At 36.5% G+C, this 21,991-nt stretch carries 24 protein-coding genes; 11 read left to right on the top strand and 13 right to left on the bottom strand.

Annotated features, from left to right (window positions below):
- The first annotated feature begins 33 nt into the window (after positions 1-33).
- Entirely contained in the window at positions 34-1,113 is a 1,080-nt protein-coding gene (locus AC1Q6O_RS16025) for a CdaR family transcriptional regulator (RefSeq protein ID WP_492401694.1), read from the top strand.
- Positions 1,114-1,152: 39 nt separating this feature from the next.
- On the opposite strand, the gene AC1Q6O_RS16020 is transcribed toward AC1Q6O_RS16025, so the two are convergent.
- A complete protein-coding gene (locus tag AC1Q6O_RS16020; RefSeq protein WP_008173379.1) occupies positions 1,153-2,658 on the bottom strand; it encodes a coproporphyrinogen III oxidase in 1,506 nt (501 codons plus the stop codon).
- A gap of 176 nt (positions 2,659-2,834) precedes the next feature.
- Between AC1Q6O_RS16020 and AC1Q6O_RS16015 the strand changes: the two genes are divergently transcribed.
- Positions 2,835-3,203 (top strand): hypothetical protein, encoded by a 369-nt coding sequence (locus AC1Q6O_RS16015; RefSeq protein WP_008173382.1) that lies wholly within the window; start codon positions 2,835-2,837, stop codon positions 3,201-3,203.
- Positions 3,204-3,249: 46 nt separating this feature from the next.
- Here AC1Q6O_RS16015 and AC1Q6O_RS16010 read toward each other — a convergent pair whose 3' ends face one another.
- From AC1Q6O_RS16010 to AC1Q6O_RS15995, 4 genes are all read right to left on the bottom strand, one after another.
- Entirely contained in the window at positions 3,250-4,158 is a 909-nt protein-coding gene (locus tag AC1Q6O_RS16010; protein ID WP_089987039.1) for a copper amine oxidase N-terminal domain-containing protein, read from the bottom strand.
- 119 nt (positions 4,159-4,277) lie between these two features.
- Positions 4,278-4,940, bottom strand: coding sequence for a ribonuclease H family protein (locus tag AC1Q6O_RS16005; RefSeq protein ID WP_239355380.1), 663 nt, complete (start codon positions 4,938-4,940; stop codon positions 4,278-4,280).
- Positions 4,941-5,070: 130 nt separating this feature from the next.
- Positions 5,071-5,418: a YlbF family regulator gene (locus AC1Q6O_RS16000; RefSeq protein ID WP_008173388.1), complete on the bottom strand. Its 348-nt coding sequence runs from the start codon at positions 5,416-5,418 to the stop codon at positions 5,071-5,073.
- A 16-nt stretch (positions 5,419-5,434) separates the two neighbouring features.
- The gene (locus tag AC1Q6O_RS15995; RefSeq protein WP_089987041.1) at positions 5,435-6,577 is read right to left on the bottom strand and encodes a DUF445 domain-containing protein; all 1,143 of its coding nucleotides are present in this window, start codon (positions 6,575-6,577) and stop codon (positions 5,435-5,437) included.
- Between the two features lie 189 nt (positions 6,578-6,766).
- On the opposite strand from AC1Q6O_RS15995, the gene AC1Q6O_RS15990 reads away from it, so the two are divergent.
- The 4 genes from AC1Q6O_RS15990 to AC1Q6O_RS15975 all read left to right on the top strand — a co-directional run bounded on the left by AC1Q6O_RS15990 (position 6,767) and on the right by AC1Q6O_RS15975 (position 10,378).
- Positions 6,767-6,970: a YheE family protein gene (locus tag AC1Q6O_RS15990; protein ID WP_043989580.1), complete on the top strand. Its 204-nt coding sequence runs from the start codon at positions 6,767-6,769 to the stop codon at positions 6,968-6,970.
- 171 nt (positions 6,971-7,141) lie between these two features.
- On the top strand, positions 7,142-7,558 hold the full coding sequence (locus tag AC1Q6O_RS15985) for a hypothetical protein (protein WP_107922672.1): 417 nt from the start codon (positions 7,142-7,144) through the stop codon (positions 7,556-7,558).
- A gap of 458 nt (positions 7,559-8,016) precedes the next feature.
- Positions 8,017-9,336 (top strand): hemolysin family protein, encoded by a 1,320-nt coding sequence (locus tag AC1Q6O_RS15980; RefSeq protein ID WP_170844181.1) that lies wholly within the window; start codon positions 8,017-8,019, stop codon positions 9,334-9,336.
- 133 nt (positions 9,337-9,469) lie between these two features.
- Positions 9,470-10,378 carry a cation diffusion facilitator family transporter gene (locus AC1Q6O_RS15975; RefSeq protein ID WP_096364792.1) on the top strand — a complete coding sequence of 303 codons (909 nt, stop codon included), beginning with the start codon at positions 9,470-9,472 and terminating at the stop codon, positions 10,376-10,378.
- 18 nt (positions 10,379-10,396) lie between these two features.
- Here AC1Q6O_RS15975 and AC1Q6O_RS15970 read toward each other — a convergent pair whose 3' ends face one another.
- Together AC1Q6O_RS15970 and AC1Q6O_RS15965 are read right to left on the bottom strand one after the other, a co-directional pair.
- Positions 10,397-11,137 (bottom strand): zinc ribbon domain-containing protein, encoded by a 741-nt coding sequence (locus AC1Q6O_RS15970; RefSeq protein WP_237068884.1) that lies wholly within the window; start codon positions 11,135-11,137, stop codon positions 10,397-10,399.
- Between the two features lie 63 nt (positions 11,138-11,200).
- Positions 11,201-12,130 (bottom strand): helix-turn-helix transcriptional regulator, encoded by a 930-nt coding sequence (locus AC1Q6O_RS15965; protein ID WP_008173399.1) that lies wholly within the window; start codon positions 12,128-12,130, stop codon positions 11,201-11,203.
- Positions 12,131-12,701: 571 nt separating this feature from the next.
- On the opposite strand from AC1Q6O_RS15965, the gene AC1Q6O_RS15960 reads away from it, so the two are divergent.
- Positions 12,702-13,823, top strand: coding sequence for a response regulator (locus tag AC1Q6O_RS15960; protein ID WP_089987044.1), 1,122 nt, complete (start codon positions 12,702-12,704; stop codon positions 13,821-13,823).
- 53 nt (positions 13,824-13,876) lie between these two features.
- Here AC1Q6O_RS15960 and AC1Q6O_RS15955 read toward each other — a convergent pair whose 3' ends face one another.
- Complete coding sequence (locus AC1Q6O_RS15955; RefSeq protein WP_008173403.1) at positions 13,877-14,524, bottom strand: response regulator; 648 nt, start codon at positions 14,522-14,524, stop codon at positions 13,877-13,879.
- Positions 14,525-14,536: 12 nt separating this feature from the next.
- On the bottom strand, positions 14,537-15,652 hold the full coding sequence (locus tag AC1Q6O_RS15950) for a GAF domain-containing sensor histidine kinase (protein WP_239355379.1): 1,116 nt from the start codon (positions 15,650-15,652) through the stop codon (positions 14,537-14,539).
- A 183-nt stretch (positions 15,653-15,835) separates the two neighbouring features.
- On the opposite strand from AC1Q6O_RS15950, the gene AC1Q6O_RS15945 reads away from it, so the two are divergent.
- Both AC1Q6O_RS15945 and AC1Q6O_RS15940 read left to right on the top strand, forming a co-directional pair.
- Complete coding sequence (locus AC1Q6O_RS15945) at positions 15,836-16,261, top strand: disulfide formation protein C (RefSeq protein WP_008173406.1); 426 nt, start codon at positions 15,836-15,838, stop codon at positions 16,259-16,261.
- A gap of 54 nt (positions 16,262-16,315) precedes the next feature.
- Entirely contained in the window at positions 16,316-17,155 is an 840-nt protein-coding gene (locus AC1Q6O_RS15940) for an RluA family pseudouridine synthase (RefSeq protein ID WP_036120414.1), read from the top strand.
- A gap of 48 nt (positions 17,156-17,203) precedes the next feature.
- Here AC1Q6O_RS15940 and AC1Q6O_RS15935 read toward each other — a convergent pair whose 3' ends face one another.
- Together AC1Q6O_RS15935 and AC1Q6O_RS15930 are read right to left on the bottom strand one after the other, a co-directional pair.
- Positions 17,204-18,034: an aldo/keto reductase gene (locus AC1Q6O_RS15935; protein WP_090003250.1), complete on the bottom strand. Its 831-nt coding sequence runs from the start codon at positions 18,032-18,034 to the stop codon at positions 17,204-17,206.
- An 84-nt stretch (positions 18,035-18,118) separates the two neighbouring features.
- Positions 18,119-18,289, bottom strand: coding sequence for a hypothetical protein (locus AC1Q6O_RS15930; RefSeq protein ID WP_008173412.1), 171 nt, complete (start codon positions 18,287-18,289; stop codon positions 18,119-18,121).
- 394 nt (positions 18,290-18,683) lie between these two features.
- Between AC1Q6O_RS15930 and AC1Q6O_RS15925 the strand changes: the two genes are divergently transcribed.
- A complete protein-coding gene (locus AC1Q6O_RS15925; protein ID WP_239355378.1) occupies positions 18,684-19,529 on the top strand; it encodes a VOC family protein in 846 nt (281 codons plus the stop codon).
- 36 nt (positions 19,530-19,565) lie between these two features.
- Here the strand turns inward: AC1Q6O_RS15925 and trmL are convergent, their stop codons facing one another.
- Positions 19,566-20,039 (bottom strand): tRNA (uridine(34)/cytosine(34)/5-carboxymethylaminomethyluridine(34)-2'-O)-methyltransferase TrmL, encoded by a 474-nt coding sequence (trmL, locus tag AC1Q6O_RS15920; RefSeq protein ID WP_239355377.1) that lies wholly within the window; start codon positions 20,037-20,039, stop codon positions 19,566-19,568.
- Between the two features lie 66 nt (positions 20,040-20,105).
- A complete protein-coding gene (gene queG / locus AC1Q6O_RS15915) occupies positions 20,106-21,242 on the bottom strand; it encodes a tRNA epoxyqueuosine(34) reductase QueG (RefSeq protein ID WP_089987047.1) in 1,137 nt (378 codons plus the stop codon).
- 59 nt (positions 21,243-21,301) lie between these two features.
- On the opposite strand from queG, the gene AC1Q6O_RS15910 reads away from it, so the two are divergent.
- On the top strand, positions 21,302-21,991 hold the full coding sequence (locus tag AC1Q6O_RS15910; protein WP_090003248.1) for a B3/B4 domain-containing protein: 690 nt from the start codon (positions 21,302-21,304) through the stop codon (positions 21,989-21,991).

Here is a 21,991-nt window from a genome sequence, read left to right as displayed (position 1 = left end):
TAACAGACTGTTTTTTATCCGAGGTGTATAAACATGTTGACAAAAAAATTAGCAGAAGATATCGTACATCAAACAATGTTGCGCTTACGTCACAATATTAATGTCATTAGCCCTACTGGTGTTATTTTAGCCTCTGGAGACAAGATGAGAGTGGAGGATATTCACGAAGGTGCGGTTTATGTAGCACAAACAAAAAATACGTTGATTATTAATGAAGACAATATAGAGTTGTATCCCAATACAAAGCCTGGCATTAATATGCCTATTATGTATCAGGATGAAGTAGTAGGTGTGATTGGTATTACTGGAGATTCAGAAGACATGCTTGAAATCGCCAATCTTGTTCAATTAACGACAGAGATCATGACACATCAAGCACTCGTTGAGTCTAAAAGCGAGTGGCAACGGAAGAATAATGACTACATATTCGAGGCACTCGTTCATGGAAGTAAGCTGGATGCTACGTTAAATAAACGAATTCAGAAATTACCCTTCTCACTAGTAGCACCCTTCCAAGTTATTTTAGTGAGTTTACATGAAACATCTTATTTAGAAAGTACGATACCCTTCTTTTTTGAGGATTTATTTTATAGACAGCCCATTCTAGCTGGACATAGCCAATTACAGGAGTATTATATACTGCTAACCCATTGTCAGGAACAAAGCCGTCAATCTATCATAAAAGCTCTCAGAAAGAAAAAACAAAAACTACCTTCCTTACAAATTGGTATTGGTCCAGTTGTCCAGCAACTTTCACTACTTCCCTATAGCTATCAGGGAGCTAGGACAGCACTCGAATTCGGTAACGTCCATAACGAGATTACCTTTTTTGAGGATGTAGAGTTATTTTCTCTTTTTAAACATCGTGAATCAGAGGAGGTACAAGCTTTTCATCACCGAATCCTTAAAAATATCAATGCAAAACAGCTGGAAACATTACAATCGTTTTTTGATTGTAATTTACAGTTAAAGCTTTGTGCACAGCAACTAAACATTCATCGCCATACACTTACTTATCGATTAAATAAAATAAGAGAGTTAACTGGCTATGATCCACAATATTTTGAAGATGCAGTGATCTTGCAAATGGCTTGTACATTACGAACTCTATAAATAGTAAAGGCAATCTGAATCACTCAGATCGCCTTTATTTTATAGTTTGTATAGCTCATCTAACAACTCGATTTTTTTCCCAATAGCCTCTTCAAAGGTCATAATATATGCTGCAGGATCTTTTGGGTTGTGGAATTGCGTAATTTTTCCTGTTTCAGGATGAACAAATTTAGAAGATGCGCCACAACCAATCCCTAAAATTGTCTGTACCTCTTCCATGATCACAATATTATAAATACTCTCTTCACCAGCTTTACTATAGCCGACATTTTCGAGATTACCTAAAATATTTTTTTGGCGATATAAATAATATGGAACATAGTCATTTTCCTTTGTCCAATCTTGTGCCATTTGCATCATTTCAGCGACCGTATCACGATCCGCTACTTTATATTTATCTTTATTGCGAGTCATTTCAGATGCACGTTTAAATGATAATGTATGGACAGTTAATGATTCAGGCTGCATCTTAGCCGATTCCACTAACGAATGCTGAAATTCCTCAATACCTTCATTTGGTAAACCAATAATGAGGTCCATATTAATATTGTTCATACCGGATTCACGAGCTAGCCAAAATTTATCAATTGTTTCTTGAACTGTATGATGACGACCAATGGCCTTTAATGTTTCATCTGTATAAGATTGTGGATTTACACTAATACGATCAATTCCCCATTTTTTAAGCACTTCTAATTTTTCAGGTGTAATCGTATCTGGTCTTCCTGCTTCAACGGTAACCTCTCGAATTGTTTCAGGGTTCGGGAAGGATTCATACATCGTTTGATATAAGGCGTCCATTTCATCAGCTTCAATGGAAGTCGGTGTACCGCCCCCCCAATAAATAGAGGTGATTTTCATATTATTGTCCTTGAGCCATTTTCCCATTTCACGTAATTCAATATGCAAGCCATCTAAAAATGTATTTACACGACCTTGCTTACGATTACTTCCGATCGCATAGGCTGGGAATGTACAATAGGCACATTTCGTTGGGCAAAATGGAATGCCAATATATACACTAATCTCTTGCCCAATTTGATCAATATCTGGAATGGTTACTAATTGTCGTTCCACGATATCCTTTAAAAGTGCTACCTTCTCCTTAGACAGGCGAAAATCTCGAATTAATAACTCAGCAATTTCTTGATCCCCTTTTCCTTCTTTTCTAAACTTGTGATAGAGCTTAGTCGGACGGACTCCTGTTAGAATCCCCCATTGCTGATGTACCCCTGTATGCTGCTCAAGAACATCTAAGAATACATGGGATAATGCTCGTTTCATTCGAATATTGAGCTCACGACCTGTTGCAGCTGATTCGTATTGGATGCTGTAATCATTTGTATATTGTTGTCCATCTACAGTCAATATCGCTTTTGTAGCTATTGAAAAATTCTCTCCAACGTCGTACGTAAATGAAACCGACATATCAGCTTCCTCCGGCTCCACTCGCAGCTTGGAATCCTCAAAAAATAAATTCGCTATATGATTTAATACGCGAATCCAATCCTCAGGATATTTTTGATCTATGTGAATCATTTTCATATTGTTTCGCTCTCTTCTTTTCTTATTCCATATATATTGCAGATTTTAGTTTAACAAATTTCTATGACTATAAGCAAAGTAACAATAAGAAACATCAAGAAAACAGAATATTCAGTCTACATGTAGACAAACTATTTTTTTGTCATTATAATTTCTTACAAAAGGTGGTGTTGATAGTGTTTCTTTTAAAAAATAGTAATCGTCCATCCATCTCGAGCTTTATTCATCAAGTAGAAGTAGCATTTCACCATTTTGACTTAGCGCGATGTGATGAAAAAACATTATATGTCACCGTATTATTTAAATATGAAACATATAATGTGATCTGTGACTTTATCTACATCATTGACCAACAAGAAATGTACGGAGCTATTTCTATCAACAAGCACTACGAGAAAGCTAGGGCATTTGTTAAACAGCACTTCCAGCAATTTTTATTGTATTCAGATGAAATGATATTAGCTAAAAATTTTATGAGTACGGTTTCTTTCAAGCAATGCCTGCAGCAATTTGCCAAAAGATATCCTTCCAGAATAGTTTCTTAAAAAATAAAACTAGTATGCCACAAAAGTTGGCATACTAGTTTCAAATTTATTTCAAAAATTCTTCAATGAATTCAACAGGGACATAAGTTTTCGTGTCTTTCAACGTTGGTGCCACTGACAAAGTGCGTAATGATTTGTTATAACCAAACGTTTTATCTCCACGTGTGATTGTATAAGATCCATTGCCCTTTGTTAGGATAACCGTTTTACCTTTTGATTCTACTTTAAAGCCAAGCTTTTCTGCAATGCTACGTAATGGCACCATTGTTGTTTCTTCTACCATATAAAAATCTGTGGCGATAATTTTATTAATTTCCTCATCTACTGGATTCAAAGAACTTTCCGAATTGTCATCTAGAACAATCACTTTCGATGGTGTTGTTTGTGCTGGAATACTCTTAGTGGATGCTGTATAGAAAACAGCTAAATGCTTCTCTGCTAAATCTTTTGACGTTACTTTTTCACCTTTTGCATTAAGTAGTTCCGTTTCTTTACCAATATTTAATTTTAAAATATCATATGTGTTTGTTAAATCCTCAAAGAAATAATCCACTTCTACAAGCCCAACTTCTTTTGAATCTACAATGACAATCTCTGGATTGAATTGCGGTGGGTAGATATATTTTTGTGGTTGATTGGCAAAAGTGTATGCCTCTACTTTATCCCCTTCTTTAAGCTCTACTTTTTTACCCGTATTATCATACACAGGAGTATCTTTTGTAATTTCTAGTACATTTGTTTGCTCTCCGTCTTTAACAGTGTAATATGTAATGTCTTTAGCAACACGAACATCTTCAACTGTTCCATGTGTTTGATTGAAAATGTGTACTGGATCAATTTGGATTTGCGGAACTTCAACTTCATCCTTCTGCTCATTTGCCGAAGCAACAGGTATGACAACACTTCCCATTAATAATGCAGACAAAGCTGCTGGTGCTAATTTTTTCATATACATAACAATCTCTCCTTATTGTTTGGGTTCATAGTAGTAGTAGTTTCAAAATGGAAAAAGTTTCATTACCTATAAAGAATTTAAAAAAAGAGGTGACAGTAACTACCGACACCTCTTTCGATTTATTCTTTTACAAGTTCGCTCAAGCCTGTAATATCTATACCATTTAATGCTTGTGTAGCAAGCCGGTCTGCTTCTGAATTGTCCTTACGAGCGATTAGCTGATAGTCCGGTTGTATAGTAAGTTGTGCTAATTTGGCATCAATCTTATCTGCCCAACCTACTAGATCCTTTTCTAATGCTGCCCATTCCCCACTTAATTGATTGATAACTACTTGGGAGTCTCCTTTAATTTGGACAGGTAGATGATGGACATTTAGTAATTCTAGCTCCACTAAACCTAAATAAAGCGCAGCATACTCTGCTTCATTATTAGATTTAAGTTCGGATGAAAAAGCATTTTTTCTTAAACGATAGGGCTTGCCATTTTGTTCATAGTAAATAGCACATCCAAACCCTGCCTGTCTTGTCCCCCTATCAAAACCTCCATCGAAATAGACAATAATATTATGCGGCTCTGTATCTATTTCTTTTAAATAGGCTTTTAGCTCTTTTAATGTCCAACTTGTATCTTGACGATCTAAACAATGAATGGACTTGACTCTTCCGGTCTTTTCCATATCCTCAGCTAGTAATAGCGCTTGCGCTGCAGGCATTTCTTCAGAACGTAAAACAGTTGTTGCTCCCTTCGGTGTTTTATAGGTCCATTCAATGAATACATGCATAGTTATAACCTCCAATACAATTGACTGGTGTATATAAAGTAAAAACGTGCTCCGGTTAGCGGATACACGTTTTCCTCTTACTTGTATATGTGCAATTTCTCAAACAATTATTCCTTACGATATGGATGATTTATTGAATATCTTCATATAGGCCTTGAATTGGCTTTATTAAAATACGATTCACTTCTTCAATGACTTTACTTAACTTCATTTCTGCCTCAAGCATAGCTGAAATCTTTTCATTTTGCTGCACAAGCTGAGATGCCTTTTGAGCATAAACAAGCTCATCCTCCAATAAATCTTCTCCAGCTAATTGTTTCTTTTGTAATTCAATTTGAATTTTACGGAAGTTTTTAAAGACATTTAACGCCTCTTCATCACTCTTTACAACTTCAACCGCCGCTTGTAAAGCCTCAAACTCTGGAGTCTTACGGAATGTTGCCTCTAGCGCATTAATGTCATTATAAATATTAACCATTTATACAATCTCCTTTTTAAATAAAGTAAACAATTAAACCTTGCACAATTCCAATCAATCCACCAAGAACTGCACCTAATACGGTAATCATTTTAAATTCACGTTTTGAAATACCTAATACAAGTTCCTCTAATTTCTCTACAGGGAAAGAGTCAACCTGCTCACGAACAACTTCTTGTAAATTTAAACGTGTAAGTACATCCTCTAGTTTTTCCTCTGCCTTGACAAAAGCTTTTTCAATCGCCTGTGGGATGACCGAATTTTTCATCCATTCATTTCCTTCAGGCCAATAATAAGAAATTGATTGATTTAAACGTTCAGCGACAGCTAATTGCTCTTTTACATACATTTGTAATTTCGACAAAATTGGATCAAACTGCATGTCTTGTAAAAAGTCCATCGCTGGTCGATCTTTTAATTTTTCCCATTCTTGTGTAAATATTTTTGTTAATAATGTTGACGTACCCGGAGCTTGTAAAAACTTGACGAGCTCACGTTGAACTTTTCCTACAAGGGACGATGAATCACCTAAAAACATATTGATCATACCACCAAATGATCCTTTTGATGATAAGAAATCATCAATCATTGCTTTAATTGTCATTTCACCTTCTGGTGATAAAAAGTAATCCTCGCCTTTTTCTAGTATATGACTGACTGCTACAGGAATCTTGGCATCAAGAGTATCCTGCATATCTGAAGATAGCAGTGTACGAATTGATTTTGTTGATAGTGTATTCTTCACTGATGCAAATTGTCCCTCAACAATTGCTTCAACTTTCTGCTCAATCGTAGCTGGCATATGAGCAAACCCTGCAATATTTAACCAATCTTGAATCGTTTTATCGTTTGTAAAGATGGTTTCCTCTACTTTCGTTTGCACAAACTGTTCAACCTTTTCCTGAATATCCTTCGAGAAAAATTTCTTTCTAAACGTTTCAGGAGTTAATAAATAATTTACAACGGTAAGACCAAGCTGTTTTGCTAATTCATCACGTCGTTTTGGAATAAGTCCAGGTGTAAAAGGAACGCGCCAGTTTTTAATATATATTGCGTTATGTGGACGAAAAAGCATTTTAATGGCTAGGTGATTGGTAACGCCTCCGATTGCTGCGCCAATAATTGCCATAAAAAGTAATGTCACTATAAAATTGTCCATTAGTATCCTCTCATTTCAGTTGAATTCACGATTGGCGTTTTATGTCGCCTTCTGCACTTATTATAGCAGAGCAATGATTTCCAACGAAAGAAATACCCCCTTTAGATTTCAGTATAAAAGTGAATAGTTGCAAAATGACCATTATCCTTGAATAATATGAACTACATACTATAGAAATGAGGTTGGATGATGATTCAACATTTCAGTTTTAAGTCATTATTTGAAAATACTCAACTTCCAGGATGGACTGTTTCATTTTTTTATCAGCGTGAACGCTACTCTGCTGAATATTTAAAAGACGGCACTATTCAATGGACAGGACCAACACCACCAAATGAAGAAGATGTTAAAAAAATGATTCATGAGCTAATGCTATTCCATGTGTATGATTAAAAAACATAGTAATTTTTTCGCTTAATTCCCCGATAAAAATACCTATATTTACTATATATAGCACGTCCTTTATGCTAATTATGTTGATACATGTTGAAATTCCTATATATTTCTTATACATTAGGGTTAGCAATTTAATAGTATATGTTTTTTATGCAGGGGGCCATTTCAATGAGTAAAGTCACGCTTTCAGATGACTTAAACAGTTATCAGTCAAAAGCATTAATACGTGTTAAAGTAAAAGAATTTTTTTCAGAATTTTCCGCGAAAATATTCGAACTAGCTGACGAAGCTGGTAAATTAGATCACAAAAAATTTGAAGCCATCTCTGGCATTAATGGCGATTTCTATTACGAATATTGTAGTCAACTTAAAGGTTTCTTTGACTCGTCTGCTAGCACTTTTGGTAAAAAGTCAATTAAAACAATGTACTTTACTTATAACGGTAAAAATTACATTTTGACTCAGCAAGGTATCACAGAAAAAGCACCAATATCTATAGCACCATTTACGGGTAATTTACCTTTGAAAGAATCCTTTCATGATGTAGAGAAGGCATGTTTAAAATTACGTTTCCAACAGGAATAAACTTAGAAGGAGCAGTCACATCAAAGACTGCTCCTTCTAAGTTTTTTCACAAAAAAAGGAAAGTCTCAATTGATGATCGAGTCTCTCCTTTAGCTATTAAAAATAATTCATTTAAAAAAATCCGCAAGTAAAAGCAATCTTGAGATTTTTGACGTGTCGTATTATATAAGATGCAAAATGCTTCTTTCCCTAAACAAACTATCTTTGCTCAATTTAAGTTAGCATATTGCAATCACGTTTACAATCACTTTGCTTTTGAATCTAGCTACTTTTTACATGGATAGAATATGAACATAAAAAGTTGTTGTCAATATTTGTGTTTTTCTATTAAATAATTTATTATTGAAACATCCAACAATTTTTTAAATCATAGGAGGTGTACACTTTGTTTACTTCCCTCATTTGGGCGGGAACAAAGGAATTATTTGGACGGAGACATATTGGAGATAACCATTAGGTTGGCGGCATTCGCCCTACTAATTATAATGACAGGATTTTTCGTTGCAACAGAATTTGCAATCGTTAAAGTGAGAACTACCCGCATTGATCAATTGCTCGCAGAAGGGCATAAGAAGGCGAAAAATGCAAAACGTGTTGTTTCAGATTTAGATGAGTACTTATCTGCATGTCAGTTAGGTATTACCATCACTGCACTTGGTTTAGGTTGGTTAGGTGAACCTACATTTGAAATTATTTTGCACCCAGTGTTTGAATTTCTAAATTTGAATGGTAGTATAACATCTATCCTTTCATTTATAATTGCATTCTCAATCGTAACGTTTATGCATGTTGTTATTGGGGAATTGGCGCCAAAAACATTAGCCATCCAAAAAGCAGAACTTGTCACATTAAACTTTTCTGGTCCATTAATTTTATTCCACAACATTACGTATCCAGTCATAAAGTTATTAAACGGGTCTGCCCGTGGCTTAACTGGCCTTTTTGGCTTAAAAATGATGTCGGAATCAGAAGTAGCTCATACAGAGGAAGAACTACGTATGATTTTATCGGATAGTTTAAAGGGTGGAGAAATAAATAACTCAGAATATGAATATGTAAATAGTATTTTTGAGTTCTCAGATCGTCTTGCAAAGGAAATCATGGTTCCTCGAACAGAGATTGTCGGCATTGAAAAAGAACTGACAATTAAAGAGGTATTTGATTTAATGGGTGTTGAACAATATACTCGTTATCCGATTATTGACGGCGATAAAGACCATATTATTGGTTTAGTTAATATGAAGCATTTATTAACCGCTTACATTAAAGACCCGAAAAATGGGGATAAACCAGTTATTGACTATATGCAACCAATCATTCGAGTGATGGAAACAACGCAAATTAACGATTTATTACTCAAAATTCAACGTGAACGTATTCATATGGCCATTTTAATGGATGAATATGGCGGAACATCTGGTTTAGTGACGATCGAAGATATTATTGAGGAGATTGTCGGCGATATTCAAGATGAATTCGACGAAGATGAAATCCCAGAGGTACAAGAAATAGCAGATAATCATTTTATTTTAGATGCCAAAATGCTTCTTGAAAATGTAAATGATATGCTAGGTACTGACATAGAAGATGATGATATTGATACTATCGGTGGTTGGTTTATGACAAAACGCTTCGATGCAGTCGAAGGAGACAGCATTCAGGAGCAAGGTTATGAATTTATTGCAAAAGAATTAGATGGTCACCATATTTTATACTTAGAAGTTCTGAAGTTACCTGAAAGTGATTTATCAAATGAATTTGACGCTGTTACTGAGTAAGATTCATAAATATGGACTTTTCCTCACACCTTATATAGGTGGGAGTTAATACCGTGATAATAGATATAAACGACTCCCTTTTAAATAGGGGGTCGTTTTCTAATGTCCGAAAATTTTGCGAGGGGGAAACAAAATGGAGCTCTATACAAATTTACGTGAAGGGGAAAAAGGCGCTTGGTTATCCATTGGTACTTATTTAATCTTAAGCTCCATCAAACTAACGATTGGCTATATCGGTACCTCTGAGGCGTTAAAGGCAGATGGTTTAAATAACACCACGGATATTATCGCTTCTATTGCCGTCTTGATTGGCTTACGCATTGCTCAAAGACCGCCCGACTCCAATCATCAATATGGGCATTTGCGTGCTGAGACCATTGCCTCTTTAGTAGCATCATTCATCATGCTTGTTGTTGGTCTCCAGGTTTTAATTAACTCTTTAAAAAGCTTATGGGCACCACCTGGAACAACTCCTTCCCTCTTAACAGCATTTGTAGCAATAGGTAGTGGAGCTGTCATGTATATCGTTTATCGCTATAATTTGGCACTATCAAAAAAAATAAAAAGCTCCGCTGTCAAAGCAGCCGCCTTTGATAATCGCTCAGATGCATTTGTCAGCATCGGCACAGCAATAGGTATTTTTGGTGCAATTTTTGGTTTTCCCATTATCGATTCTCTAACGGCTCTTATCGTTGCCTTTTTAATTATTAAAACAGCAGTAGAAATTTTTTGGGAGGCTGTTCAAAGTCTTACAGATGCATTTGATATCGATGAAGTGGAAACGTTATCAGTCCTAATTCGTAATGTGGACGGTGTGATCGAGCTCTTAGACTTTAAAGGCCGCGCTCACGGTAATATGTATTTTATCGACATAACCGTAACGGTTGACCCCTATTTAAATGTTTTTGACAGTCACCGCATTACTGAAGAAATCGAACGTACCATCTTGCGAGAAAATCGTTTTTGTCAGGTTCTCGTGCATATCGAACCTCATATTGAAATAGTTCCCCCTCCAAACGATGAAAAGTCTCCTACCAATTGATTGGTAAGAGACTTATTTTTATTTAATAGCGATATAAACTTCCACCTGTGCCTCTTGTGGGTTTGCACAACGTTCATCATACAATTCAAAATCACCAGTATATGTTCGTTCTACCTCAGAATTTGCAAACCATGCCCAAATTTCTTGCCATGTTTGGATAACAATCTCCGGCATTTTTCCTTTCTGTGATGTGAATACTAAATATTTGGCTGCTGGAATAGTCTTGATGACTAAATCAGAATGTGCTGTGTTCAATGAGGCTTCTACACCAAGTGTTATGGAATAATTGCCGTTTACATCGGTTTCATAATCTGAATACAAACCGTATACGCTTTGATTATCCAACTTAGATAGTTGGTCAACAATAGTTTGCTCATAAAAATCATGCCATAATTGCGGGATTTTGGCTTGCGCTGTCATTTCATTGGCATTGCTTGTTTCCGTCGAAATTCCTATTATTTGGAATTCCTCTCTTTTTATAATTTTTGGTTCTGACCATTCTTGTTTTCTCCATCTTTTTAAGTTTGGCAAAAAAGATGTAAGCATATGACGGGCCTCGTTTTCAGGCATACCATCTTCCTTTAGATGTGGCACACAAATGTTAATCATTGCTTCAACGGTTAAATCAGGTTGTTTAAAACTCCCCTCCTCATAACAATATGTACAATAGTCTTGATTTTTGTGACCTTCTTTTTCCGTTCCTAATAAAGCCGCATCTGTTAGAGGCATTCCACAGCTTTGACAATAGTTTTGCATCATGTTTGATTCCACCCTTCGCTTTATTTGTCCTTACTATAGCAAAGGAAACCTGACAACTGTCTGTCAACTATTATCTGGATTTTTATATAATTGAACAATTTCCTGCGCACGTTTTTGAAGTATGTCCCTTATGTGTGGTGGTTCAATAACTTTTATGCGATTGCCAAAACTAAGTAAAAAGCCGTACAGCCACTCATCCTCTGGTATAGATATATTAATTTTGGCCTGCTTATGATCAACAAATTCTACTCCAAAGGATTCTTCCACTAATGTCGTCACAGCCATATCAAAACTAATTACTAAATCCACTACGTTTTCTGGCTGATACCATTCTTTCCCCCATGGAAGTTCACTTAAATTAATTTCCTTCCGCTCATAGTGTAGATCTTCTTGCATTAAGTTTTTAATTCTTGCCAATTTAAAGAGACGAAAGTCCATTCTTAACGTGCAATAGCCATATAAATACCATGTCTTCCCTTTTTGAACCAATGTATGCGGTTCAACTACTCGCCTTGTTAACTCTCCATGTGTCGTCGAATAAGTAAAGCTTACACAGTGCCTATTTTCTATAGCACTTTTTAAAATCGTAATATGTTCCTTAAAAAGTATATTTGGCCCCCATGGACTCAGATCTATAAATAGGTGGTCCATCGATTGTTTGACATGATCATCTGCAATACTTGTTAGCTTTTCAAGAACAGCTTCTGCATGAGAATCTTCATAGGTAGTCAAAGCACTTTTAATGGCAATTGTCAGAGATGTAAGCTCATCCTTTGTTAAAATCTGTTTATCCACACGATATCCATCTATCAAGCTAATTCCTCCGTGCACCCCTTGTTGGCTAATAACCGGTACCCCTGCACAGCTAAGTGTTTCAATATCTCTATAAATAGTACGAACCGACACATTAAATACTTCTGCTAATTCTTGTGCGGTAACCTTTTTTCGATTGATTAATATCATTATCATTGTAAGCAGACGCTCTAATTTCATAGCGAAGCCCCTTTCTTCATAGATCTTATTTTTTTCTCAGCAAAATGCATTTTAATTACTATCATCCTATATTTTTAAGTATTTTTTAAGTACTTTTTTAGTTTTATTTAAGACAAATGTACTATAATTACGCCTGATTAATTATTACAATCATTATACTATTTTTACAATATAAGAAAAAATATTACTTTTTAAAGTCGATCTCTTACAGCTTTATGTTCCTACTAAATATAAACTATTTCAATTTTTTATAAGAATAGTTTGATACATAAACGCCTAAACAATTATTTCAATTCTCTTAACACAAATAAATAACTTCTTTCTTCTATATAATGAACGGCGAATACTTTCTAAGAAGGGATTTGGCGTGATGTGACACCCCCACAGGATTACTAACTCTCGCCTGTGGAAGACCTACTATAAATTGCTTTATTTTAGTATCAAATTTTTAATAGAGAAAATTAAGTGATTTTAACTTTTCATGCCCTTCAGTATATATAGAAAGCCTTTTCAACCAAAATGAACTAGAGTTTAATGGTTTTCAATTTAATTGTAAAAAGGAGAGTTTGATGTGATTCGAGCCGTTTTAATAGACAATGAACCTTTAGCTTTACACTATTTTCAAAATAAACTACAAGTATTTCAGCAAATACAAATTATTCAAACCTTTACAAGTGTAGAAGTATTTCTTAATGAGCTACCCTCGATAGAATTTGAGGTTCTATTTTTAGAGGTAAAACTCAACGAACTTTCTGGACTTGAAGTAGCGGACATTATTAAAACAGAGCGTCCACATGTCAGTGTTGTTTTTATTACTTCCCATCATGAATTTGCTTTACAAGCTTATGAAATTGGTGGACTTGATTATTTATTAAAACCCATCAGCCATGCTCGTTTAGAAAAAACAGTGACTCGTATTGAGCATGAATTTTCTATACAGCAGATGCTTCAACAGGCAACTCAAACGTTATTAAACGTACAATGCTTTGATCAATTTGCTGTTTATAGCAATAAAAGCTTAGTAGCATTTAAAACTGAGAAGACGAAGGAATTATTTGCTTATTTTATTTTGCATCCAAATATTCCTATTCACCGAGATTATTTAATTGAAATTCTTTGGCCAGATTTAGATTATGTAAGAGCCAAATCAAATCTTCATACAGCTTTGTCGTACTTAAGGAAAACATTAAATACGATTGGCTATGAAAACTGTATTGTTTTTTCAAATAAATACTATATCTTTGAAAAACCAAGCCTCGTGTGTGACTTATATGATTTTCAAAAACTTCATGAGGATTTTTCACGATTAGAATTTCCTTCTATTTCTTTAATTCATCAATGTCTAGCAATTTATAAAAATGGTTTATTTGTATTTGATGATTATGAATGGGCAAAAGCCTATAAGGATAGATTAACGAAATCATACATAGAGTTATTAGAAAAAGGGTTCCAAACTACAGTCTTTTCAGATACTGATAAAGCCATAGAATTTTTGCATGCTTTATTAGAATATGATCCCTATAATGAACAAAAACTTGAGCACTATTTATACACATTAATTCAGGCAGGTCTTCATGAGCAGGCGCACAAAATTTTCCTAACGTATAAACAAAAACTAAAAGAGGATTTAGCATTAGCTCCAAGTTCTACTTTATTAGAGATATCAAAAAAGTTGTTTGTGGAAAGTAAATAACCAAACTAAAAACGACGAGCTCCTACAATATTGTAGAAACTCGTCGTTTTGCTTTAGCTACCACTACCCTCTGTCAAACCATGTTTAACCGCATATAGAGCAGCCTGGGTACGATCTTGTACTTGTAATTTTGTAAATATATTAGAAATATGAGTTTTAACTGTTTTTTCTGTAACAAATAATGAGGATGCAATTTCTCGATTACTTTTCCCTTTTGTAAGCTCTGCCAGCACATCCTGCTCACGAGGTGTCAATGGATTTAACGAATGCGGGGCATTCTGTGCCTCCTGGCGATCCATTTCAAGCGTCGTTGTAGCCTCTGGGTGTAATGTATTTTCGCCACGCATAATACGACGAATAGATAAGACCAATTCATCTGGCTCAATATCTTTCAATTGATAGCCTGCTGCCCCAGCCTCCATTGCAGGGACAACATGGTCCCGATCTGAAAAGCTTGTCAGCATTAAAATCTCTATTTTTGGAAATTTTGCTTTAATGCGCTTTGTCGCCTGTATGCCGTCCAACTCAGGCATCACTAAATCCATTAAAATAATGTCAGGTTGGATACTTTCTGCTAATGATACGGCTTCATGTCCATTTTTCGCCTCTCCAACAACCTCAATATCCTTTTGTGTCTTTAAGAAAAACAATAACCCTCGACGCACTACGTGATGATCGTCTGCAATTAATACACGTATCATGTCCTCTCCCCCTTAGTATGGCAAGCGGATCAGTAGCTCCGTACCTTTGCCCATTTCACTTACCCAGTCGGCAGTGCCACCCACTGATTTTGCACGGTCCTTAATGGATTGTAAGCCCATTGACAGTAGCTTCGTATTATTGTCAATGACAAATCCTCGTCCCTCATCGCGTATAACTAATAAAATATCTGTAGACGTGACGGTAATATAAAGTGCTGCCTCTAAAACACCTGCATGGCGTCTCACATTATTTAAAGCCTCTTGAGCTACTCGAAATAATGTCTCTTCAATCCGCGATGGAAATTGTAGGACTCCTGAAACCATAACATGTAATTTTAAGCCAAGCATCTCAGCATATACTTTTATCGCTTCCAGTAGGCCATTTTCCAATCCCTTTGGTCGTAGCTGCCAAATCAATGCCCGCATCTCTGTTAGCGCATCCTGAGTTAAATGCTGTATCTCTTTAAATGTTTCTTTCACATCGCTATCCTGTGTCATTTCAATTCCAGCCCTCGCCGTTAGCGTAACCGAGAATAATAGTTGATTGACTGAATCATGTAAATCTCTTGCTAGACGGTTGCGTTCCTTTACAAGGGCCATTTCTTGCTCTTGTTTCGTCAGTAAAATTCGCTTTATAGCAGAACCCATCTGAAATGCTACCGACTCCAATAGGGCTAACTCCTGCTCTGAAAAGCGTACCGTATCCTTTGAGGCAACATTTAATACACCAAAACGTTCTTGTCCAGATTGAAGGGGCACTGTGGCATGATGGGTGATTCCTTCATGATCCCCAACATTAGCTGCAATGGCACTTTCAATGCGTTGACATTCAATGATATTAGATGCCTTTTTTAGCTCCTCATTACGATAGCGCGATACACACCAACAGCCACCTTTTTTTAAATAATGACAGTTGTTAAATTCCAATGCCTCAGGTAAATTTTCATGAACAACAAGCTCCGAGCGTCCCTTTGCGTCAATAAAAAAGATCCAGCCTGTTTCAAAATTCGTGCCATTTAAAAATTTGATAAGGGCCCCTTTTAGCATCGTAACAATTTCAGTTTCTTCATTTAATAGCTCTGCAATTTCCTTTAATATACTTATATTGGAATGCTCATTTTCCTTCACGAAAACACCTCTTCTTTAGCATTACTATTGTTAATGATACCATTAAGGCATTAGGGTCGTCTTCATTAGCCGTTCATACTTTAGACTGAAATTATCGTCCTTATTTTGCGTAAGTTAATTTACATATAAAACTAGAACAACTATAATCGTACAAGTAGTGTTTTTATAAAGGGGAGAATCGATATGTCTAAAAAAGAGGAAAATGGCTTATTATTTATATGGATAGTTTCTGCTGTAGCTACACTGGGTTCATTATACTTTTCTGAAATTCGTCATTATGAACCGTGTAAATTATGTTGGATACAGCGTATTTTTATGTACCCTATCGTCATTATGGCCACTGTAGCCTTCATACAAAAAAATGCTCGTATTGCTGTCACAACAGCGGTTTTCTCTGTTATCGGAGGCTGTATCTCACTCTATCATTACGGCATTCAAAAGCTTAGTTTTTTAGCGGATAATGCCCCTTCTTGTGGCGCCGTATCATGTACAGGACAATATATTAACTGGTTAGGCTTTATTACTATTCCATTTTTAGCATTAACTGCATTTATTTTAATTGCAGGGGCAAGCTTCTATTTAATAAAAGCTACAAAAGCTGCAAAATAATCAAGAGACCGTGTTCTACCATTGGAATACGGTCTTTTCTACGGAGGAAGATTAATGTTTCTTTATACATTCAATGAAGATCACTTAACGATTGAGGAACTGTTACGTAATCATTGGCGACTAGGCAAAAAGCTCGTCCATGAACTACGTATGGCAAAAGCTATTACTTTAGAAAATGATGAGCTTGTTCAATGGAATACTCCTTTACAAGTCGGCACTATAGTTAAATTTACATTCCCAATCCCAGCATCTAGCTATAAACCAACCCCTGTTTGTGCGATTGATATAGTTTATGAGGATGATCATTGCTTAATCGTATCGAAGCCAAAGGGTATGGCAACGCACCCTAATGATGACCGAGATACCCATACATGTATGAACCACGTTATGGCACATATTCAACAACAAGGTGGTATGTATGCAGAGCATGTCCATCGACTAGATAAAGGGACACAAGGTTTATTACTCGTAGCCAAGCATCCTTTAGCGAAATCAATTTTTGACCGGATGATTGAAGAAAAATCTATTATTCGGACGTATGCGGCAGAAGTACAAGGAAATATACGCTCCTCATCAGGTACCATTTCCGAATCTATTGGTAAAGATCGACACCACGCATCTAGACGTGTCGTGTCCAAAACTGGACAGCATGCAGTGACACATTATGAAGTTGTTTCACGCTATAAAAATTCCTGTGTGGTCCATTTGATTCTTGAAACGGGTCGAACACATCAAATTCGTGTCCATTTAGCCTATATCGGCCATCCTATTATTGGTGATACTATGTACGGTGCAAGAGAAACGGTTAGTGATGACTATGAACTCCATGCTATCCAATTAGAATTTGACCATCCATTTTTAAATAAACGCATTACAGTCAAGGACGAGCAATAATCAAAAATCCCGCTTCTCTATTACGAGAGCGGGATTTTTTTAATAGAACTAAAAATCAAATTTAAAATGATCAGGATCTTGCCCAAATCGTTGATTACTATTTAATGACGCTATCTTATCCATTTGAGTCTGTGTTAATTCAAAGTCAAAAATCTGAGCATTTTCTGCAATTCGACTAGGTGTCACCGATTTAGGAATAATCAATGTGTCATTTTGTAAATGCCAGCGTAACACTACCTGAGCAGCCGACTTGCCAATCTCCTTGCCAATTTCTACGATAGTAGAATCATCAAGTACCCCACCTCGTCCTAACGGTGACCATGCAGTAACTGCAATCTGATGTTCATGGCAAAATGCGCTTAATGCTTGTTGTTGTAAATATGGATGCATCTCCACCTGATTAACCATTGGAGCAATATTGGCCTTTGCCAGTATTTTTTCTAAATGATGCTCATGATGGTTCGACACACCTGTTGCACGAATTAGTTTTTCATCATATAGGCGTTCAATGGCACGATAGGTTTCCTCAAATGTTTCTGGAACAGCCCAATGAGTCAAATATAAATCTACGTAATCCATATTAAGTTTCTTCAGCGATACTTCAAAAGCGCGTAAGGTTTCATCATATCCTTGGTCATTATTCCATACTTTTGTGGTAACAAAAATATGTTCACGTGGTACACCTGAATGACGAATAGCTTCTCCTACCTCTGCTTCATTCCCATACAAAGATGCCGTATCAATAGCTCGATAACCAACCTTCAGCGCTGTATCGATGGATTGTAATGTTTCTTCATGATCTGTCATTTTATAAACACCTAAGCCGAAGCGAGGCATTTTTACTCCATTTGATAATGTTTTCGATGATTGTAAATTCACGAATCACCACCCCTTTCTTTTTCCTAGTACCATTATACAAAAAATTGGATTTAAGAAAAATAAGGAAGCTACTGTTCTTCACCACTATTCATCCTTTTCCTCGATACTTTCCAATTGAATAGGGTCGGCAATACGCTCATCCTCCGCAAGCTCTAGACCATCACGTAAATGTTCCATTTGTTTGCCCAAATCTTTTAATTCCTTCATATCTCTCGCCATCGTACCATTTTCAATGTTTGGCACTTTTTTTTTCATATGAATCACCTCCTTAATAGTTTTCCCGATAACTATACGTTTGAACCATTTCTGACATATTTTATTCAGGTATGTCGTTTCATTTTCATAGTAGATAGGCTATACTAAATAGAGATGTCTTTATTACATGAGGAGGGTTACTTCCATGAAACTATTATTAATCATTGGTGTAACAGTTGCTTTCTTAACAGCTATTTTTACTGCTGGGTACGAAGGCGATTACAAAGCGGATAAATAATACCTCGAGAAAATCACTAAGCATTAGATGTGCTTAGTGATTTTCTTTTTTTGTCGAACAATAACATTCCTTACTTGACTTTCGGCTATTATTAAAATAAACTAACTTACATAAAGTAACTAAATAAATAAAAATAACTTACTGGAGGTATTCTATATGCATTTCCATGAAAAACCTAACACATATGTAACAAATGTTGAAATAAAAGTAAGCGATCTACAACGTTCTTTAGCATTTTATCAAGACGTCATTGGCTTCAACGTTTTACACCAAGAATCACATAAAGCTACTTTAACAGCGGATGGACATACTGCACTATTAACAATTGTCCAACCAAACACAGTGGAAGAAAAACTGAACAGGACGACTGGACTTTATCATTTTGCACTACTCTTGCCAACTCGTCGTGATTTGGCAAATATTATCACGCATTTTCATGAAAAAGGAGTATATCTTGGGGCTTCTGATCATGCTGTCAGTGAAGCACTCTATTTAAATGATCCTGATGATAATGGTATTGAGGTATACGTAGATCGTCCTGAAAATGAATGGGGATGGCATATGGATCAAGTGCATATGGTGACAGAGCCACTAAATATTCGATCGATTTTAGAAGAAGGTAACGGAAATTGGAATGGCCTTCCTGCTGGTACAGTCATGGGACATATTCACTTATCTGTTTCTAACTTGGCAGAAGCTGAACAATTTTATACAAATGGCTTAGGGTATGATATTGTGGCGCGCTATGGTTCTCAGGCATTATTTATTTCTACAGGGCGCTATCACCATCACATTGGCCTAAACACTTGGCACTCAGAAAATGCCCCAAAGCTTGGCGAAAACCAAGTAGGCTTAAAAACGTACTCACTGCGTTTAGATAATGAAGAACAAGCATCAATAATGAAAGCAAACCTTCGTGCAATGGGTGCACCTGTTATCGATATGGACGGTGGATTCCAAACCGAGGACCCAGCTGGAAATGTCGTATTATTAAAACTTTAGTAAAAAGCAGTTCTCACAATTTGAGAACTGCTTTTATTAATGTAAACCTGGATATCCTTGTTGTCGTAATGCCTCATATATAACAATCGCAGCCGTATTAGATAAGTTGAGTGAACGGACATGATCACTTTGCGGAATACGCAAGCACATATTGCGACGTTCATACGCAAATTCTTTCGGCAGTCCTGTTGTTTCTTTCCCAAACATAAAGTAAATGTCACGCTCCTTATCACTAAAATCATGCGTGGTGAATGGCTCATCACTATAAGTTTCGATTAAATATACGTCACCATCTTTAGCATACGCTATAAAATCATCTAGTGAATCATGATAAACAACATTCACACTATGCCAATAATCTAAGCCTGCCCGTTTTAGCATTTTATCGTCGGTTGAAAAGCCTAGTGGACGAATTAAATGTAATGAAGTATTTGTACCAGCACAAGTGCGAGCAATATTTCCTGTATTCGCTGGAATTTCTGGTTGATATAAAACGATATGCAATGGCATAACGATACACTTCCTTATTGTCATAATTTCTTTTAGTATTACTCATTTAGTCGAGTTGTTTTTTCTTCATTCATCATAAAAAAACTGCAAACCTTTGTGAATTTCATGCAATACTTCTTCGTCCTGCTCATTAGCCTCCGCATCATATAAGGCAGACTTAGCCTGTTCTCCGCCTATCTTACCTAAAGCCCATGCTGATGTGCCTCGAATGACTGGACGATCATCGTTTTTCAAAAGGTTGATAAGATCTGGAATAGCCGCTTCCTCTTTAAAATGAGCAAGGGCGAGGATCGCATTTCGTTGAATGGGCTTTTTACCTCGCCATGAACCAGAAACGTGGCCAAATTTTGCCTTAAATTCTCTATTAGAAATCGTTAATAGTGGTGTTAGTAATGGCTTGGCAAGCTCTGGATCTGGCATAAATTCTTCATGAATCCAATTAATTTTCCCTTTATTTTTGGGACACACAGTCTGACATGTATCACAGCCATAGAGACGATTACCAATATGGTTACGAAACTCATCAGGAAGTGTTCCCTTCGTTTGAGTGAGGAAGGCAATACAACGTTGTGCATCCAATTGCCCTCCTTGGATTAATGCACCGGTTGGACAAACATCCAAGCATAGGCGACATTCCCCACATTCATCCTCCATTGGCTTATCTGGCGAGAATGGAATATTGGTAATAAGCTCCCCTAAATACACATAAGACCCGAATTCAGGTGTTATAATCGAACAGTTTTTACCGCTCCAGCCTATGCCTGCACGTTCTGCTACTGCACGGTCTACAAGTGCACCTGTATCAACCATTGACTCAATACGAACACCTTCGACACGCTCCTCAAGCCAAGCAGATAATAACTTCAAACGTTCACGTATTGCTGTATGATAATCGACTCCCCATGAAGCACGGCAAAATATCCCACGTCTTGCTCCCCTTTTGCCAATGGGTGCATTTTGCATACGTGAGGGATAAGCAACCGCGATCGAGACAATACTCTCTGCCTCATTTAATAAATGCAGGGGTTCGGTACGTTTTTCAATATCACTTTCTTCAAAGCCAGACTGATAGCCAAGCTCCTGCTGACGACGCAGTCGGTTTTTTAATTCTGTAAAGGGAGCTGCTGTTGTAAAACCTATTTTATCAACGCCAATGGATATTGCATATGCCACAAAGTCGCGTTGTAGGTCATGTATGTTCATTTTATTTCCAACTCCTTACATGGTACAATAATAGAAATAGATAAAGTAGGTGATGTTCTTTGGAAATTTCCATTAACGAATCTCTATTAACACAACATCCCGAGCTAAAAATCGGCATTATTCATTATACCAAAATTGTTGTAGCAGAATCCCCTCAAATGATTAAAGGTCGGATGCAATTGTATCAAGAAAACCTTTTTCTGGACATGCAGGACCTTCCAGTGAACCAGCGTGAGGGTATTGCGGAATGGCGAGCACTATGGAAACAGCTAGGTGCCGATCCAAATCGTTATCGTCACTCAGCAGAAAGCCTTATGCGTCGAATTAGTAAACAAAACTATTTAACACCATTTCATTCTGGTGTAGATTTAAATAACTTCTTCTCTCTTCAATATGAAATTCCGATTGGTCTATATGATGTAGCCCTTATGAAAGGGTGCGTAGAAATATCTCTTGGCCACGAAGACATTGGTTATGAGGGTTTAAATGGTCGTTTTAATACGTTTAACAAAATCCTCTATAGCCGTGATGAAAAGGGAGCGTTTGGTTCTCCATTTGTAGATTCTAAACGGACAGCCGTTACAGAGGATACGACTGAGGCGCTCCATATTTTTTATCTTAGACCATCACTAACACATGAAGCAGCGAATGACCTTTTGGCGTCAGCAGGCAAAATGTTTAACCAAATTCATGGTGGTGACTATCAAATTGCCCTCTTGTCAAATAATGCACCATCTACAATACTATAA

The sequence above is a fragment of the Lysinibacillus sp. GW823-FHT06C08 genome, from assembly GCF_058795135.1.
This window is presented reverse-complemented; position numbering and strand designations above follow the sequence as displayed.

Bases quoted from the DNA above. Each gene is read 5' to 3' on its own strand.
- AC1Q6O_RS15955 (WP_008173403.1), bottom strand. From the start codon at position 14,524: ATGATACGTGTATTAATTGCAGACGATCATCACGTAGTGCGTCGAGGG.
- AC1Q6O_RS16025 (WP_492401694.1), top strand. From the start codon at position 34: ATGTTGACAAAAAAATTAGCAGAAGATATCGTACATCAAACAATGTTG.
- AC1Q6O_RS16020 (WP_008173379.1), bottom strand. From the start codon at position 2,658: ATGAAAATGATTCACATAGATCAAAAATATCCTGAGGATTGGATTCGC.
- trmL (WP_239355377.1), bottom strand. From the start codon at position 20,039: ATGCCATTGCATATCGTTTTATATCAACCAGAAATTCCAGCGAATACA.
- AC1Q6O_RS15975 (WP_096364792.1), top strand. From the start codon at position 9,470: ATGGAGCTCTATACAAATTTACGTGAAGGGGAAAAAGGCGCTTGGTTA.
- AC1Q6O_RS15940 (WP_036120414.1), top strand. From the start codon at position 16,316: ATGTTTCTTTATACATTCAATGAAGATCACTTAACGATTGAGGAACTG.
- AC1Q6O_RS15945 (WP_008173406.1), top strand. From the start codon at position 15,836: ATGTCTAAAAAAGAGGAAAATGGCTTATTATTTATATGGATAGTTTCT.
- AC1Q6O_RS16005 (WP_239355380.1), bottom strand. From the start codon at position 4,940: ATGCATGTATTCATTGAATGGACCTATAAAACACCGAAGGGAGCAACA.
- AC1Q6O_RS16000 (WP_008173388.1), bottom strand. From the start codon at position 5,418: ATGGTTAATATTTATAATGACATTAATGCGCTAGAGGCAACATTCCGT.
- AC1Q6O_RS15925 (WP_239355378.1), top strand. From the start codon at position 18,684: ATGCATTTCCATGAAAAACCTAACACATATGTAACAAATGTTGAAATA.
- queG (WP_089987047.1), bottom strand. From the start codon at position 21,242: ATGAACATACATGACCTACAACGCGACTTTGTGGCATATGCAATATCC.
- AC1Q6O_RS16010 (WP_089987039.1), bottom strand. From the start codon at position 4,158: ATGTATATGAAAAAATTAGCACCAGCAGCTTTGTCTGCATTATTAATG.
- AC1Q6O_RS15985 (WP_107922672.1), top strand. From the start codon at position 7,142: ATGAGTAAAGTCACGCTTTCAGATGACTTAAACAGTTATCAGTCAAAA.
- AC1Q6O_RS15930 (WP_008173412.1), bottom strand. From the start codon at position 18,289: ATGAAAAAAAAAGTGCCAAACATTGAAAATGGTACGATGGCGAGAGAT.
- AC1Q6O_RS15965 (WP_008173399.1), bottom strand. From the start codon at position 12,130: ATGAAATTAGAGCGTCTGCTTACAATGATAATGATATTAATCAATCGA.
- AC1Q6O_RS15990 (WP_043989580.1), top strand. From the start codon at position 6,767: ATGATTCAACATTTCAGTTTTAAGTCATTATTTGAAAATACTCAACTT.
- AC1Q6O_RS15970 (WP_237068884.1), bottom strand. From the start codon at position 11,137: ATGATGCAAAACTATTGTCAAAGCTGTGGAATGCCTCTAACAGATGCG.
- AC1Q6O_RS15995 (WP_089987041.1), bottom strand. From the start codon at position 6,577: ATGGACAATTTTATAGTGACATTACTTTTTATGGCAATTATTGGCGCA.